Genomic DNA, 16,400 nt, shown 5'->3' with positions numbered 1-16,400 from the left:
TCAGAACCCGGACGTCCCGTTCGGGGTGCCCAGGCCGGTCGGCCCGTCGTAACCGGGGCCCGCGGTGCACAGGTACGTGCCGCCGCAACTGCCGTTGTTGCCGGTGGTCACGTCGTTGAGCCCGGACGTGTGCGCGTACGGGTACGAGCCGGCGTTGACCGAGGTGCCGGCCAGCGCGTACACGCTGGCGATGATCGGCGACGACAGGCTGGTGCCGCCGACCTGCACCCAGCCGTCGGCGCCCTGGGCCAGGCCCAGCGCGATCAGGAAGTCGCAGAACGAGCTGGTGCCGCAGCTGTTGTACGTGTCGTAGATGCCCAGGCCGGACGCCGGGTCGGCGTCGGCGGAGACGTCGGCGACGGTGCGGTTGGCACAGCCGGTGTCGTGCTGCCACGCCGGCTTGGGCTCGATCGTCGAGCAACCGCTGCCGGCCCCGGACCAGGTCTTCTCGGTCCAGCCGCGCGGGGTGCCGGCGGCCTTGGTCAGCGTGGTGCCGCCGACCGCGGTGACGTACGGCGAGGAGGCCGGCCAGCTGACGCCGTAGCCGGAGTCGCCGGACGACGCCGTGACGGCGATGCCGGGGTGGTTGAGGTGCACGTCGGCGGCGGTGATGGTGCCGTCCTCGGCGCCGCCGTAGCTGTTGGAGATGGCCACCACGCCGGGGGTGTTGGCGGCGGTGTCCACCGCGGTCATCAGCGGGTCGGTGTCCGCGGAACTGGCCTCCACCAGCAGGATGTGGCAGTCGGGGCAGGTCGAGGAGACGGCGTCCAGGTCGAGGCTGATCTCCTCGGCCCAGCCGTAGTCGCCGGCCGGCAGCGGGCTGGTGGCGCCGTTCTGGTTGACCTTCTTGAAGCAGCCGTTGGCCGTGGTGCACGGGGCCAGCCCGCGCTTGCTGCGGAACACGGCGAGGTCGGCCTCGGCGGTGGGCGCGTCCATGGCGTCCACGATGGCCACGGTGCGGCCGCCGGAGGTCTTGCCGGCGAGGCCGTAGGCGGACTGGATGTCGGCCGGCGCGAGGCCGACGGGGGTGGTCACGGTCATCGGGCCGGGGCCGTTGGGCGACTTGATCGCCTTGCCCAGGCAGTGGAAGTGAGCGTGGCTCGCCGTGGCGCAGCCCAGGTCGACCAGGCCGCCGGAGAGCAGCGGGGCCGCCTGCGCGACGGGCGCGGCGAAGGACAGGGGTATCAGCGCGGCGGCGGCCAGCGCGAGGACTGCGAGGAATCGGGATCTGCCGCAGGGTGACATTCCGCCTCCTAGGTGACTCGCGTCACGTACCGAAACTGGATCGTCTCGTGTCGCCCTCACGGGTGACACTCCGCCAAACGACTGTTGGCACTCACAGTTACGACCTGCGTTTTTGTCAGTCCCCGACGCTAGACTCGGCGCGACAACGTCGAACGTGTGATCGAGGGGTGTGGGCAATGGGGCGCAGCGGGAACCTGCCGCGCGGCCTGGTGGAGCGGTTCCGAGTCTCGGACACCGTGTGGCCGGACGACGACGGCTGCCCGATCCTGCACGTCGACATGGACGCCTTCTACGCGTCGGTGGAGATCCGGGAGCGGCCGGAGCTGAGGGACAAACCGGTGATCGTCGGCGGCACCGGCAACCGGGGCGTGGTGTCGTCGGCCAACTACATCGCCCGCGGCTTCGGCGTGCGCTCGGCGATGCCGACCACGCGCGCCCGCCGGCTGTGCCCGCACGCGGTGTTCATCCCGCCAACCTTCTCCCTGTACACCGAGGCGTCCCGCACGGTCATGAACCTGTTCCGGGAGATCACGCCGCTGGTCGAGCCGCTCAGCCTGGACGAGGCGTTCCTGGACGTCTCCGGCGCGCTGCGGCGGCTGCGCACGACGCCGTCGCGGATCGGCGCGAAGCTGCGCGAGGACGTGCTGGCCGGGACCGGGGTGAACTGCTCGGTCGGAGTGGCGTCCACCAAGTTCGTCGCCAAGCTGGCCTCGGGCCTGGCCAAGCCGGACGGCATGGTGGTGGTGCCCAAGCCACAGATGCTGGAGTTCCTGCACCCGCTGCCGGTGTCGGCGCTGTGGGGCGTCGGCGGCCGCACCGCCGAGGCGCTGGACCGGATCGACCTGAAGACCGTCGGAGACGTGGCGGCCGCGCCGGTGACGCGGCTGCGGCGCGTGGTCGGGGTGGCGGCGGCCGATCACCTGTACGCGCTGGCCAACGGGTTCGACTCGCGGCCGGTGGTGCCGGACTCGGCGGAGAAGTCCATCGGCGCCGAGGAGACGTTCGAGGTCGACCACCACGACCGGGAGCTGCTCAAGCGGGAGCTGCTGCACCTGTCCGAGCGGACCGCGACGACGCTGCGGGCGCGGGGGCTGCGCGGCCGGACCGTGTCGATCAAGGTGCGGTTCGAGGACTTCACCACCATCACGCGATCGCGCACCCTGCCGGTGGCCACGGATGTCACCCAGGAGGTCTATCAAGCCGCCGTGAAACTACTCCTCGAGAACGTTCCGTATGGCGCCGTTCGGCTGATCGGCGTACGGGTGGAGCAATTGGCGCAGGCGTCCGAGATCGGTGAACAACTGCTCATCGACGCGCCCGAGCGGGGCTGGCGGGAAGCGGACCAGGCCGCCGACTCGGCACGTTCCCGATTCGGCGGCGCGGCCGTTCGCCCAGCGTCATTGCTGGGGCGCACAACGTCGAAAGATCGTGGTTGAATTCACCGACTAGTCGTACGGGGTGCCGATGGCGGGCGCCGCGGAAACGGCGGCCTGGTGCGTCGTCGCCGCGGCGGCGACAGCACCTGCACCAGCGAAGATGGCGAGCGCGAGCGCCACGACGGCCATGGTGAAGCGCATTGTTCCTCCGTGGTGATTACAAATCAGTACACAGGTGGTGCGCGATTCATCGCTAAGGGTGGCAGTAGTCGCGTGACGCTCGAACCAGCGGGGCGTGAACAGTCGGCAGCAATTGTGTCGCCCGGCGTTCACCTCGAATAGTTCTGATAAATGAAATGCCTTGTTCAACTCGCGTTTTTGTTGTATTCTGGCGCGCATGCTGATCGGGCGGAGTCGCGAGCTGGCCCGGCTGACCGCCCGAGTGCGTGAACTCGCCGGTGGCCGTGGCGGCGTGACGCTCGTCGACGGCGAGCCCGGCATCGGCAAGACGACCCTGCTGCGCGCGGTGTGCGACGCCGCCCTGGACAACGGCAGCCGCGTGTTCTGGGGCGCGGGCGACGAGTTGGGGCAGCTGCTGCCCCTGTTGCCGCTGCTGGAGGCGTTGCGGGCGGAGCGCTCCGACGAGGGGCAGGCGGTGCTGCGGCTGCTGCGGGGCGAGGTGCCCACCGTCGTCGACCCGACCGCGGTGGCGGCGGAACGCGTGCTCGGCATGGTCGAGGAGCTGTGCGCCGACGGCCCGGTGGTGCTTGCGCTCGATGACCTCCAGTGGGCCGACAAGGTCACCGTCACGGTGGTCAGCCGGCTGGTGAAGCTCGTGGACCAGCTGCCACTGCTGCTGATCGGCACGCTGCGGCCGGTCCCGGTGCGGGACGACCTGGCCTTGCTGTGGCGGCAGCTCGGCGCCGACGGCCAGGTCAGCCTCGGTCCGCTGCCCGCGGACGCGATCGGCGAGCTCGTCGCCGCGCTGGTCGGCGCGCAGCCGTCGGGCGAGTTGCTCACCCACGCCGAGGGCGCGGCCGGAAACCCCTTGTACGCAACGGAACTCGTCACCGCGGTGGCGGGCGGCGCGGCCCGGCCGGGCTCGCTGGCCGCCGCCATCGACCACCGGCTGGACTTTCTGTCCGAGCAGACCAGGCACGTGCTGCGCGCCGCCACCCTGATCGGCGTCGTGTTCTCCGTGGCCGACCTGGGCGTGGTCCTCGGCCGGTCGGTGGTGGAGCTGCTGCCCGCGCTGGACGAGGCCATCGCCGCCGGCGTGCTCGTCGAGTCCGGCGACGGCCTGTCCTTCCGGCACGGGCTCGTGCGGTCCGCGCTGTACGAGCGGATGTCGCCGCCGGTGCGCGCCGCCTGGCACCTCGAGGCGGCGCGGCTGCTGGCCGACGCCGGCGCGCCCGTGGAGCGGGTCGCCAAGCAGCTGCTGGTGTCGTCCGGCCACGACGACTGGACCGTGGAATGGTTGTGCGACAACGCCGGCGCGCTCATCGGCCAGTCCCCGTCGGCGGCCGTGGACCTGCTCCGTCGGGTGCTGGGCGCGCCGCGCTGGGGTCCCCGGCGGCTGTCGCTGGCCAGCCGGTTCGCCGACGCCCTCTACAAGACCGGCGACTTCGACGAGGCCGAGCAGATCGCCACCCGGGCGCTCGCGCTGTCCGCCGACCCGGTGCAGATCGTGTGGCTGCACCACATTCTGTTGCAGTGCCGGAGCATGAGCGGCCGGGTCGCGCAGTCGCTGGTCGAGCTCGACCGCGCGCTGTCGGATCCGGAGACCACCGGCCGCGTCCGCGCGCGACTGCTGGTGCTGACCGCCCGTGCGCACTGGAATCTCGGCGATGCCGACGCGGCCGAGAAGGCCGCCCTCGACGCCGCCGACGCCGCGCCCGGCGACGAGTGGGTCGTCGGCTGGTCGCTGCACGTGCGGAGCATCGTGCTCATCGGGCGCGGCAACATGTCGGCCGCGCTGGAGCTGCTCGACCACGCGGTGCGGGTGATCGGCCGGGACGGCGCGACCGCCGAGTTGAGCCTGCTGCTGCGGATCAACCGCGCGGTGGCGCTGGGCGGCGTCGACCGCTGCGACGAGGCGGTGGCAGCCGCCCGGGACGTCCGTCAGCTGGCCGAGCACGTCGGCAACACGGTCCGGCTGGCGCAGGCGCAGAGCGCCCTCGTACAACTGTCGTACGACTCGGGCTGCTGGGACGACGCGCTGGTGGACGTGGACCTGGTCGCCGACGAGTTGAAGAACCCAGTGGTCGCGGCCTGCGACCACGGCATCGCGGCGCTGATCCAGCTGCACCGCGGCGATCACGTGGCCGCCGCGCGGCACCTGGACATCGCCCGTGCCAGCGGTGCGCAGCTGGGCGAACGGTCCGTGCTGCAACTGGTGCTGCTCACCGGCCTGGAGCTGGAACAGGCCGGACGGCCGGCCGACGCGCTGGCCGCGTTGCGCGGCTCGGCCGAGGACGACGTGCTGCCGGAGATCGTCCGGCTCGCGATGGCCGTCGGCGATCTCGACACCGCGCGGACGACGACCGAGCGGGTCGTCGCGCTCGCCGCCGATTCCGAGGTGAGGCACCGGATCGGGGCCGCCGCGTACTGCCGCGGCCTCGTCGACGGGGACGGCGAGGAGCTGCTGCACGCCGCAACCGCGTACCGGGAGTGCGGACTGCCGCTGGCCCGGGCCAAGGCGTTGGAGGCGGCGGCGACCGCGTTCGTCCACAATGGACAATCGAGCTCGGCGCGGGCGGCCGCGTCCCGGGCGCTGGACCTGTACGCCGAACTCGGCGCCGAGTGGCAGCTGGCGCGGGCGCAGTCGTCGCTGCGTGGGCTGGGCCTGCGCCGTGGGCCGAAGGTCAAGCACCGCCGGGCCAAGACCGGATGGGACAGCCTCACCCCGGCCGAGGCGACCGTGGCCCAGCTGGTGGTGGCCGGCCTGTCCAACCCGCAGATCGCCGAGCGGCTGTTCGTGTCGCGCCGCACCGTGACCACGCACGTCTCGCACATCCTGGCCAAGTTGCAGGTGCGCACCCGTACGGACATCGCCCGCGAGGCGAGCCTGCGGCAGGCGGCATCGGGCTGACACGACGACACACCGGCGCCGGCCAGGTCGGAGGCTTGACCTGGCCGGCACCGGCTCCGCTTGCCCGAACATCGCGCGACGGCGGGGCCGCGCCGCAGCACCGCCGCGCGGGTCGGGGTTTCGGGCGAGCGGATTCGGGTGGTCTCAGCGCTGCCCGGGCAGCGTGTGCTGGCCGTGGTGGCCCGGCGGGACGGGACCGGGCGTCAGGTGACCGGGCGCGACGTGCTGGCCGGGCCGAACCCGCTGGCCCCGCACCGGATGCGGGGCGGGGGTCGTGCGGCGGCGCACCCTGGGCGACTGCCCCCGGCACCAGCGCAACCAGAGCGGCACGATGTACCACCACACGCAAAACCAGCTGACGATCGCCGCGGTGAGGATGCCGGCCCATTCCTGGCCCAGCACCACGTCCAGGATCAGCATCAGCGCCGACGCCAGCGACAGCATCAGCAGCACCAGCCCGCACAGCGCCAACCCGCTGGCCAGGTGCACCAGTTGGCGCTTGAGCCGGTGCTGGAACACCAGGCGGTGCACCGGCGCCGGCGCGATCAGCAGCGCCGTCGCCGCCGCGCCGAGCACCAGGCTGGCCACGAATGCCCCGCGGTCGAACGGCCCCAGCGTGCCGAACTTCGGCGTGAACGCCAGCGACAGCAGGAACGCCAGCAGCAGCTGCACGCCGGTCTGGGCGACCCTGATCTCCTGCAACAACTCCGCGTAGTTGCGGTCGAGCCGCTGCGTCGGTGTCTCCCCGCGGGCCGCGAGATTCCAGCTGTCATGGGTCTCGTAGCTGACTGGCGTGTGGTTCATGGCGAGATCCGTTCATCACGGGGACACCGGCCGTTCAACATTCGCGCACGGACCGTGATGAGTCATCGGAGAGGTGACGTATCTATGCCGCGCGTGCCGCGCGGGGCGAGGCCGCTCGTGACCGGTGCCTGGCCCTTGCTGCATTTCGAGGGCCGCGTCGGCTCGGTGATGGGGCGAGTCGGGTGGCGGCCCTCGAAATGCAGCAACCGGGCCAAGCACCGGCGCGGCCTCGCGGGAACCGGCGATCAACTCGCCGGGCGGCGGATCACGTCACCGCGCCTGGTGCAGCAGCCGGCCCACCTCCTGCGATGTCCGGTCGTAGTCGTGGTCGTTGTCGACCTCGCCGACCAGACGGTGGTCGCGCATGACCAGGACGCGGTCGGCGAGGGTGACCATCTCGGGCAGGTCGGAGGAGATCAGCAGGATGGCCAGGCCGTCGGCGGCGAGGCCGACGATGAGCTCGTGGAAGGCGGCCTTGGTCCGCACGTCGATGCCGACGGTCGGCTCGTCGATGACGAGGATGTCGCAGTCGGCGGCGAGCCACTTGGCCAGGCTGACCTTCTGCTGGTTGCCGCCGGAGAGCTCGCCGGCGAGTTGCGCCGGCCCGGACAGGCGCATGCCCAGCCGCTCACGGTAGGTCGCTACCAGGGAGTTCTCGTCACGTTCGCGGACCAGACCGGCCCTGGCGAGTCGCCGCCAGACCGTGACGGCGATGTTCCGGCTGATCGGCTGCGTGAGGAAGACGCCCTCCTCCTTGCGGTTCTCGGTGACGTAGCCGATGCGGTAGCGGCGCAGCGCCTCGCCGACGTCCCGGATCCTGGCCTGCTCGCCGCGGATCCGCACGGTGCCGGCGGTGATCTTGTCGAGGCCGAGAACGGCCCTTGCCAGCTCGCTGCGGCCGGCGCCGACCAGGCCGTAGAGGCCGACGATCTCGCCCGGGCGAACCGCCAGCGAGACGTCCTCGTGGCCGTCGGCGGTGCCGATCCCGTCGAGTTCGAGCGCCGGCGTGGCGGTGCGGTCGACCGGCGTGCGGGCCAGTTCCAGCACGGCGTGCGCGCGGCCGACCATGAGGTTGACGATCTCGTCGTGGTCGAGGTCGGCCAGCGGCTGGGCCTCGGCGACGCTGCGGCCGTCGCGCAGCACCGTCACGGTGTCGGCGATGGCGAAGACCTCGTCGAGCTTGTGGCTGACCAGCACGATCGCGTGCCCCTGGTCCCGCAGCTCCCGCATCACCGTGAACAGGCGGTCCGCCTCGTCCGAGGTGAGCGACGCCGTCGGCTCGTCGAGCAGCAGCACCTGCGAGTCGACGGCCAGCGCCTTGGCGATCTCCACCAGCTGCGTCTGCGCCACCGACAACGTCGAGACCGGCCGGTCGACGTCCAGTTGCACCTTCAGCTGCGCGAGGCAGCGTTTCGCGAGGGCGCGGGCGGCCGCCCGGTCCACGAAGCCGAATCGCTGCGGTACCGCCGGCAGCGCGATGTTCTCCGCCACCGAGAACGCCGGTATCAGGTTGCGTTCCTGGTGCACCACGCCGATGCCGGCGCGCTGCGCGTCGTGCGGGCCGCCGAAGTGCGCCTCGCCGCCGTCGGCCAGCACGATCCGGCCGCCGTCCGGTCGCAGTACGCCGGTCATGATCTTGATCAGGGTGCTCTTGCCGGCGCCGTTCTCGCCCAGCAGCGCGTGCACGCTGCCCGGCGCCAGCCGCAGCGTCGCCTCGTCCAGGGCCCGGACCCCCGGGAACTTCTTGACCAGCTTCTCCGCCGTGACGGTCATGTCGCCGCCCTCCCACGCAGTTGCGTGATCAGCACCGCGCCCAGCACCACCGCGCCGACGATCAGGTCCACCCAGTCCGGGTTGATCGAGTACTGCGCCTGCGCCACGTCGACCAGCCGTACGATCAGCGCCGCCAGGCAGGTGCCGACCACGCTGATCACCCCGCCGGCCAGCGCCACCCCGCCGATGATGGGCGCCGCGAAGCTCGGCAGCAGCAGGTCGTCGCCGATGGTCGCGTTCACCGAGCCCGACAGCGCCACCACGATCACCCCCGCCACCCCGGCCAGCAGCCCCGACAGCAGGTGCGCCAGCACCAGCGACCGGTCGTTCGACACCCCGGAAAGCCTTGCCGCCAGCGGGTTTCCGCCGCTGGCCAGCAGCTGCCGGCCCACCGTCACGTGGCGGAAGAACACCGCCACCGCGATCGCCACCAGCACCGCGAACAGGAACACGGTCGGCACGCCGAGCACCGATCCCTGGCCCAGCCGCACCAGCCCGGGCGAGTAGCCCTGGTAGGTGGCGGTGCCGTGCACGCCGTAGCGGAGGCCGTCGATGATCGTCATGGTCGCCAGCGTGACGATGAAGCCGTTGATCCTGGTCAGCACCACGATCAGGCCGTTGACCAGGCCGATCGCCGCGCCGGTGGCCAGGCCCGCCAGCAGCGCGAGCCAGGCCGGCAGGCCCACGTCGACCATCAGCCAGGCCGTGACCATCGCGCAGAAGCCCGTCACCACGCCGACGCTCAGGTTCATCTGGCCGACGCCGAGCACCGCCATCTGCGCCAGGCCGATCACCATGGGGACGGCCAGGAACTGGAAGATCGCGGTGAGGGTGTCGCCGTGCAGGACGCTGCCGTGCGTGGTCAGGGCGAGCACGACGAAGGCCAGGACCGCGAGGACGGTCAGGGTGAACTCGGTGCCACGGAAGGAGATCTTCAGGGAGGGGGTGGTCATGCCACACCTTCCTTCTGTTCGACCGGTTCCGGGACTCTCGGCACTTCCTGTTTCCTTCGTTCCGCCAGCACCTGCCTCAGCCGGTCCAGCGACAGCGCCACCAGCAGCACGATCCCGATGTATATCTTGAACTTCTCCACCTCGAACTGGAGCAGGTTCAGCCCGGTCTGGATCACCTCGGTCAGCGCCGCCCCGAACACCGTGCCCAGCACGCTGACCGCACCGCCGGCCAGCAGCGTGCCGCCGAGCACCGGGCCGAGGAAGGACGGCAGCAGGAACGAGCCGCCGATGTCCGCGGAGAAGGCGCCGTTGGTGACCGCCAGCAGGAAGCCGGCCAGCGCCGCCAGCAGGCCGGACAGGGTGTGCGCCTGGATGATCCGCCGGCTGGTGGGGATCCCCGAGAGCCGGGCGGCCTGGAGGTTCGACCCCGTCATGAGGATCTCCCGGCCCAGCCGGGAGTTCCGGAAGAACACGCCGACGGCGAGCGCGGCGACCAGGGCGATCGGCACGACCAGGGGGATCGGCGGCCCGCACAGGTCGCCGGCGCAGTAGTCGGCGAACGTGTCGCCGCGCAGGATGTCCATGCCGGCCGGGGCGACGTGGAACGCCACGCCGTCGCTGAACGTGCTGTACAGCAACGACACCAGGCCGATCAGGGCGAAGTCCAGGGCCAGCGTCACCACGAACGAGTTCACGCCGGTGGCGGCGATGGTCCAGCCGGCCGCGGCGCCGACCAGGGCCCCGACGGCCAACCCGATGAGCAGCCCGACGACCAGCGGCACGGCCAGCTTGTCGTAGGCCCAGCCGGCGGCGAAGGCCGACACCGCGGCCATCCGCCCCACGGCCAGGTTCATGTGCCCCAGCGACAACACCGCGAGCTGGGCCAGCCCGACCACCACGAACACCGTGAGGTCGGACTGAATGGGCACGATCGTCAGGTCGACGTCGAGGAAGGCCGGTCGCAGCGCGGTGAACACCGCGACCAGCACGACGATCACGACCAGCAGGCCGAGGCGGGGATCCGCCCAGATGCGTCGCCTCATCCTCACGCCTTGGGGCAGTTCAGATACTTGTCGTCGAAGTCCTTGCGCAGCTGGGTCGTCTCCTGCTGGCGCTGCGTGTCGTAGGTGTCGACGTCGTCCCTGGTCACCACGAACGAGCCGGAGTCGATCACCTGGCCGGACGTCTTCATCGCGCAGCCACCGGCCAGTCTGGACAGTGCGTACGAGCCGATGTAGGCCTGGCCCACCGGGTTCTGCACCACCGACGCCGTCACCGAGCCGTCCTTGATGTCGCCGAGGATGGTCGGGTCGTCGTCGATGGCGACCACCTTCACCGGCAGCCCGGCCGCCTTCACCGCGGCCGCCGAGGCCACCGCCGGGTTGTACGCGGTGGTGACGATCCCGTTGATCTGCGCGCCCTTGGCGGCGATGAGGTCGGCCACAGCCTTCTGCGCGGTCTGGAGGTCGGTGTCGATGTCGGTGACGGTCTGGATCAGCTTGACCTTGCCGCCGGTCTCGTCGATCGCCTGCTGCACGCCCTGGATCCGGCGGGTGGTGTTGGAGTCGGTCTTGTTGCCGGTCAGGTGCACCAGGTTGCCGGCGCCACCCATCGCGGCGATCGCCGACTTGGCCGCCTTGTACGCCGCCTGCCGCACGTCGGTGGCCAGGCAGAAGTCGGCGTTGTCGGTGTCGCCGGCCGGGCAGGAGCCCAACGACGCCAGATGGAAGCCCTGCTTGCGCAGGTCGCCGAAGGTGGAGTTGATCGTGTCCGGCGACACGCCGAACACGCCGAAGGCGTTGAAACCCTGCGCCGCCAGCGACTTCAGCACCGAGTTCTGGGTGGTCTGGTTCCACGCCGAGGTCTCGTTGAACGTCACGTCGCCGAGCTTGAAGTCGGTCTTCGCCTGCTGCAACGCGGTTTTCCACGGCTGGAAGTACGGGTGCGGCCCGCCCGGCACCAGCGCGACCTTCACCTGCCCCGGGGAGAGCGCGGACTGGTCACTGTGGACGGTGTTGCGGCTGCAACCGACCACGCACAGCGCGATCGCCAGGACCGCGACGGTCAGTCTTGGTGTGCGCATTACGTCCTTACCTCTCTGTAAGAACTACGTTTCTACGTAAGGCTCCAGGGCGGACGGGTAGTCCAGTCCCGCCGGCAGCGCGATGCCCGGCCCGGTGGGGGCGTGGACGAACCCGTCGGCATCGACTTCTGGCCGGCGCCGCACGGGATTCGCGGTGATCAGCGACTCGTAGTAGGTCGTGTTGGAGATCGCCATCGCCAGGTGCCGGCTGGGGATCTCGTCGCCGAGCACCTCCGCGCGCAGCCGGTAGGCGTCGGCGAGGTGCGCGGTGCGCATGGCGCCGGTGATGCCGGCGCGCATGGTCGCGCTGGCCCGCACGCCGAAGGTGGCCGCGCCGGCGGCGATGAAGTCGGCGGTGTTCATGTGCGCGCCGTCCGAGGTTTCGGCCACCAGCAAGGGAATCCGTACGGATCGCGCGAGCTGCCCGTACGCGGTGACGTTGAACTCGCGCATCGGCTCCTCGTACCAGAGGAAGCCGGCGTCGTGCAGCGCCCGCCCCAGGTAGACCGCGTCCGGCAGATCGAAGCCGGCCGAGCCGTCGTACATCAGCGGCACGCCGTCGCCGACGTGCGCCCGCAGCTTGTGTCCCAGTTCTGCGTCCCGGCGGGCGTCGCCCCACGCGTGCAGCTTGATCGCCTGGTACCCCAGCTCCAGGCACTGCGTCGCGACGTCCAGGTACTCGTCGAGGTCCCGGAAGGTCGCGGTGGAGGCGTACGCGGGGATCTTGGTGCGAAAACCTCCGAGGACTTGCCACGCCGACTGGCCGCTCCGCCGCCCGGCCAGGTCCCACAGCGCGATGTCGACCAGCCCCAGCAGCGGCAGCGGGAACTCCTCGGTGCGGTCGAGCTCCCACATGTGGTGCCACAGGAACTCGCGCTGGCGCGGATCGCGGCCGGTCAGCGCCTCGCGCAGGACCCGGTCGACGGCGTCCTCGACGGCTGCGGCCATGCCCGGCCGCGTCGCCAGCGCCACGCCCGAGGCGCCGTCGTCGGCGCCGATGCGCAGCACCGCCGCGTGCCCGTCCGGGCTCGACCCCAAAAGGCCCCGCCGCCAGGCGAAAGGCGGCTCCGCCCCGGGTAGCGGGAGGCGGAAGGACTCCACGTGGGTGATGCGCACGGCCGGCAACATAATTCGTAATACGAATGCCGTCAAGGGTATGCTGCGTGGATCTTCCGACCGACGAAACGGACTCCCGTGAGCCTCGAGCAGCCGGCGGCGCAGCCGCTTCCGGGCTGGCCCCGCCGGCCCCGCAGACTGGCCACCGCGGTGGTCGAGGACCTGGTCGACCGCATCGTCGGCGGCGAGATCTCGGCGGGCAGCGCGCTGCCGATCGAACCGGTGCTGTGCGAGATGTTCTCGGTCAGCCGCACCGTGATCCGCGAGGCGGTCAAGTCGCTGGAGGGCATGCGGCTGGTCAAGGTCCAGCAGGGGCAGGGCACGACCGTGCGCGCCACCGAGGACTGGGACCTGCTCGACCCGATCGTGCTCGCCGCCAGCATCCGGCACGACGCCGAGCGCTCCATCCTGGAGGACCTCGTCGACGTGCGGCGGGCGCTGGAGTCACAGATGACCGCCCAGGCGGCGGAGCGCGCCGACGCCGAACACCTGCGGCGGATCGGCATCGCGCTGCGGCACGTCACCGACGAGGTGGCCGACGCCTCCCGGTTCTTCCGCGCCGACATCGAGTTCCACGACGAGATCATGGCGGCGTCGGGGAACCGCCTGGCCCGGGCGGTGATCCGCACCGTGAACGCGGAGGCGTTCCGCAGCCTGCGCTACATCGGCGAGCCCACGCTGGCCGACTTCGAGCAGTCCAACCGCGAGCACCGGGCGATCTACGAGCGGCTGATCGCACGGGACGCCGAGGGCGCGGCGCAGGCGATGAACGAGCACATCAGGGACTCGTGGGAGAAGCGCCGGCCGCGGCAGCGCTGAGGCCGTTCACACCGTGAAGCGTGGCGCGGGGTCCCGGCGTTGACACGTCCTTGCGGGTTGTTGTCCACTACTTGCGGCTAACATCATACCTCGGATGATTGCTGTCCCCACCTGTCAAGGGAGACACGGTGTCCACCAGCAGCCGCTTACGAGTCGCCCTCATGGCGACCACCCTGACCGTAGCGGGCCTCGCAACCCCTGCCCATGCGGCAACCCCGACCACCGCCTGGCAGAACGGCTCCTTCCAGCTGGACCGCCACGCCGTCGTGAGCCGATCGAACATCGTGCTCGGCGCGCCCAACTCCGCCGCCACCCAGTCCCTGCCGCTGGGCAACGGCTCGCTCGGCGCGGCGGTGTGGGCCGCCGGCGGCCTCACCGCCCAGCTCAACCGGGACGACACCTTCCCGGACCGCAAATCCCCGGGTCAGGTCACGATTCCCGGCCTGGCCAAGCTCACCTCCGCCGGTGACTTCGCCGCCCACCTCGACCTCTACGACGCCGTCCTCACCGAGACCGGCGCCGGCCTGACCGCCCACATCTACGTGCGCGCCGACTCCGACGAACTGGTGGTCGACGTCTCCGGCGCCGACCCGAACAGCACCCAGACCGTCCAGGGCAACCTGTGGTCCGGGCGGTCGCCGCAGGCCCAGGCATCCGGCCCGATCGCCGCCCTCGCCGAGACGTGGGTGGACAACCCGACCGGCGGCTCCGGGCAGACCTTCGGCAGCCTGCTCGCCGTCACGGCCGGCGGCCGCAATGTCGGATCCTCGGTCGTGGACGGCCAGACCGTCAAGGTTTCCTTCAACCCCAACACGGACGGCACGTTCCGCGTGGTCGTCGGCGCGCCGCGCTGGACCGGCGGCAACGCGCTGACCACCGCCGCCCAGCTGTTCGGCAACGACGCGACTGCGTCCACCGTGGAGACCGGGCATCTCAACTGGTGGCACAACTTCTGGGCCGCCGCGAACCTGATGGAGGTCAACTCCAGCGACGGATCGGGGCAGTACCTGGAAAACCTCCGGACGATCTACCTGTACCAGGAGGCGAGCCTCAACCGCGGCCAGTATCCCGGCACGCAGGCCGGCGTCGCCGACCTGTTCGCCTTCTCCAAGGACACCCAGGACTGGGTGCCGGCCGACTACTGGTTCTGGAACCTGCGCATGCAGCTGGCCGCCAACCTCAGCTCGGGCGTGCCCGCGCTGAACACCGGCTTCCTCAACCTGTACACGTCCAACCTGGGCAACATCCAGTCCTGGACGTCCGCGCACGTGCCGGGGACCAGCGGCGCGTGCGTGCCGGAAACCATGCGCTTCAACGGAAACGGCTACTACGGCGGCGGCAGCGCCGCGAGCAATGCCTCCTGCGACACGACCATCGCGCCGTCATACAACTCGCAGGACCTGTCCAGCGGGGCCGAGGTGAGTCTGTGGATCTGGCAGACGTACCTCCAGAACCGGAGCCAGTCCTTCCTGCAGAGCGGCTACCCGCTGATGAAGGCAGCGGCCCAGTTCCTGTTGTCCTACGCCAAAGTCGGCAGCGACGGCCTGCTGCACACCACCGCCAACGCCCACGAGACGCAGTGGCAGGTGACCGACCCGGTCACGGACATCCTTGCCATGCAGGCATTGTTCCCGGTGGTGGTGTCGGCGGCGCAGACCCTCAACACCGATCAGGCGTTCGTGAGCCAACTCCAGGCGGCGGAGAAGAAGATCCCGCCGCTGCCCCGCACCGACGCCGCCACCCACAAGCAGGTGCTGACGGCCAGCGCCGACGCCGGCGGCCAGGACGTGATCGCTTACTCCACCCAGCCGGCGGCGACGCTGCACAACGGGGAGAACCTGGACCTGGAGGCGACCTTCTCGTACGGGCTGATCGGCGACAACTCCGGCCCGCTCACGGCGCTCGTGCAGCGCTCCTACAACGCCCGCCTGTTCCAGAACAACGCCGACTGGGACTACGACGCCCTGTACGCGGCGCGGTTGGACCTGGCGTCGGAGGTCAAGAACAACCTCGTCAACAACGTCAAGAAGTACCAGCTATACCCGTCCGGCATGGCGAGCCTGTTCGGCACGGTCGGCGACGAGCCGTACAACGAGGAGACCGGCATCGTCGCCGCCAGCATGAACGAGGCGCTGGCCCAGGACTACGACGGGCTGCTGCGGATCGCGCCGGCCTGGCCTGCGGACTGGGACGGCGACGGCACGGTGTCGGTGCAGAACAACAGCAAGGTCGACGTGCAGGTGCGCGGCGGCGTGCCGGTGACGGTCGTGCTGGAGGCCGGCGGCAACGCGGCGATGAACGTCCGCAGCCCGTGGTCGGGGCAGTCGGTGGAGGTGATCGACGCCAACACCGGCTCGACGGTGGTCGCGCCGAACGCGAACGCGCAGTTCACCGTCAACACCGTGTCGGGGCACAAATACCTGATCGAGAAGACTGCCGCCCCGTTCACGAACCTGCCGTTCGCGCCGGTCACCGGCACCGCGGCGACCTCGTCGAAGCACTTCGGGCCGGTGCAGATCGGGCTCGACAAGGCTGCCGTCGCGGCAACGTTGTCGGCCACGTACGACAACGTCGGCGTCACCGCCGACAACAACACCAATCCCGGCAACATCGACGGCGGCGGGGCGAGCATGTCCGCCACCGCGCTGGCCAACGCCGGCGCGCATGCCGGCGGCACGCTCAGCCACGGTGGGTTGACCTTCACCTGGCCGTCGCAGGCCGGCACGGGATCGGCGGACAACACCGTCGCAAATGGACAGACGATCGCGCTGGGCGGATCCGGCAACACGCTGGGCTTCCTGGTGACCTCCACCTACGGCACGTCCGGCGGCACCGGCACGATCACCTACACCGACGGCAGCACCCAGGACTTCACGCTGTCCAGCTCCGACTGGTTCGGCGGCCCGGGGGACGTGGCGATCGCGGCGGCGTACCAGAACCGTCAGGGCAACACGACATACCAGGGCGGATCGGACGTCTACTACGTCGGAGTGCCGTTGCAGGCGGGCAAGACCACGTCCTCCGTCCGGCTACCGGCAGTGAGCGCGGCGGCTACCGCCGGCACACCGTCGCTGCACGTCTTCGCCATGGCCAGAGGCTGAGCAGGCAGAAGGGGCACACCCTGCCGGCAAATGGTGTCA

At 70.8% G+C, this 16,400-nt stretch carries 12 protein-coding genes; 4 read left to right on the top strand and 8 right to left on the bottom strand.

Going from position 1 to position 16,400, the window contains the following annotated elements:
- On the bottom strand, positions 1 to 1,245 hold the full coding sequence (locus BCF44_RS11290) for a S53 family peptidase (RefSeq protein ID WP_116174115.1): 1,245 nt from the start codon (positions 1,243 to 1,245) through the stop codon (positions 1 to 3).
- Positions 1,246 to 1,421: 176 nt separating this feature from the next.
- On the opposite strand from BCF44_RS11290, the gene BCF44_RS11285 reads away from it, so the two are divergent.
- Complete coding sequence (locus BCF44_RS11285) at positions 1,422 to 2,681, top strand: DNA polymerase IV (protein WP_116174114.1); 1,260 nt, start codon at positions 1,422 to 1,424, stop codon at positions 2,679 to 2,681.
- 9 nt (positions 2,682 to 2,690) lie between these two features.
- On the opposite strand, the gene BCF44_RS58495 is transcribed toward BCF44_RS11285, so the two are convergent.
- On the bottom strand, positions 2,691 to 2,822 hold the full coding sequence (locus BCF44_RS58495; RefSeq protein ID WP_281283096.1) for a hypothetical protein: 132 nt from the start codon (positions 2,820 to 2,822) through the stop codon (positions 2,691 to 2,693).
- A 196-nt stretch (positions 2,823 to 3,018) separates the two neighbouring features.
- On the opposite strand from BCF44_RS58495, the gene BCF44_RS11280 reads away from it, so the two are divergent.
- The gene (locus BCF44_RS11280; protein WP_116174113.1) at positions 3,019 to 5,712 is read left to right on the top strand and encodes an ATP-binding protein; all 2,694 of its coding nucleotides are present in this window, start codon (positions 3,019 to 3,021) and stop codon (positions 5,710 to 5,712) included.
- Between the two features lie 144 nt (positions 5,713 to 5,856).
- On the opposite strand, the gene BCF44_RS11275 is transcribed toward BCF44_RS11280, so the two are convergent.
- The 6 genes from BCF44_RS11275 to BCF44_RS11250 all read right to left on the bottom strand — a co-directional run bounded on the left by BCF44_RS11275 (position 5,857) and on the right by BCF44_RS11250 (position 12,441).
- Complete coding sequence (locus BCF44_RS11275) at positions 5,857 to 6,516, bottom strand: DUF6328 family protein (protein ID WP_246014944.1); 660 nt, start codon at positions 6,514 to 6,516, stop codon at positions 5,857 to 5,859.
- A 270-nt stretch (positions 6,517 to 6,786) separates the two neighbouring features.
- On the bottom strand, positions 6,787 to 8,289 hold the full coding sequence (locus BCF44_RS11270) for a sugar ABC transporter ATP-binding protein (protein WP_116174112.1): 1,503 nt from the start codon (positions 8,287 to 8,289) through the stop codon (positions 6,787 to 6,789).
- The gene (locus BCF44_RS11265) at positions 8,286 to 9,242 is read right to left on the bottom strand and encodes an ABC transporter permease (protein ID WP_116174111.1); all 957 of its coding nucleotides are present in this window, start codon (positions 9,240 to 9,242) and stop codon (positions 8,286 to 8,288) included. The genes BCF44_RS11270 and BCF44_RS11265 overlap by 4 nt, the downstream gene beginning before the upstream one ends.
- Positions 9,239 to 10,285: an ABC transporter permease gene (locus tag BCF44_RS11260; RefSeq protein WP_116174110.1), complete on the bottom strand. Its 1,047-nt coding sequence runs from the start codon at positions 10,283 to 10,285 to the stop codon at positions 9,239 to 9,241. Before BCF44_RS11260 ends, BCF44_RS11265 begins: the two co-directional genes overlap by 4 nt.
- Positions 10,286 to 10,287: 2 nt before the next feature.
- Entirely contained in the window at positions 10,288 to 11,325 is a 1,038-nt protein-coding gene (locus BCF44_RS11255) for a sugar ABC transporter substrate-binding protein (protein ID WP_116174109.1), read from the bottom strand.
- Between the two features lie 24 nt (positions 11,326 to 11,349).
- A complete protein-coding gene (locus tag BCF44_RS11250; protein WP_116174312.1) occupies positions 11,350 to 12,441 on the bottom strand; it encodes an enolase C-terminal domain-like protein in 1,092 nt (363 codons plus the stop codon).
- Positions 12,442 to 12,519: 78 nt separating this feature from the next.
- Here BCF44_RS11250 and BCF44_RS11245 point away from each other — a divergent pair, with 78 nt between their 5' ends.
- Both BCF44_RS11245 and BCF44_RS11240 read left to right on the top strand, forming a co-directional pair.
- Positions 12,520 to 13,260, top strand: a complete 741-nt coding sequence (locus BCF44_RS11245) for a FadR/GntR family transcriptional regulator (RefSeq protein WP_116174108.1) — start codon at positions 12,520 to 12,522, stop codon at positions 13,258 to 13,260.
- 128 nt (positions 13,261 to 13,388) lie between these two features.
- Positions 13,389 to 16,361 (top strand): glycosyl hydrolase family 95 catalytic domain-containing protein, encoded by a 2,973-nt coding sequence (locus tag BCF44_RS11240; protein ID WP_147328464.1) that lies wholly within the window; start codon positions 13,389 to 13,391, stop codon positions 16,359 to 16,361.
- Positions 16,362 to 16,400: the final 39 nt, after the last annotated feature.

This window comes from Kutzneria buriramensis, assembly GCF_003387475.1.
GTDB classification, from domain to species: Bacteria; Actinomycetota; Actinomycetes; order Mycobacteriales; family Pseudonocardiaceae; genus Kutzneria; species Kutzneria buriramensis.
This window is presented reverse-complemented; position numbering and strand designations above follow the sequence as displayed.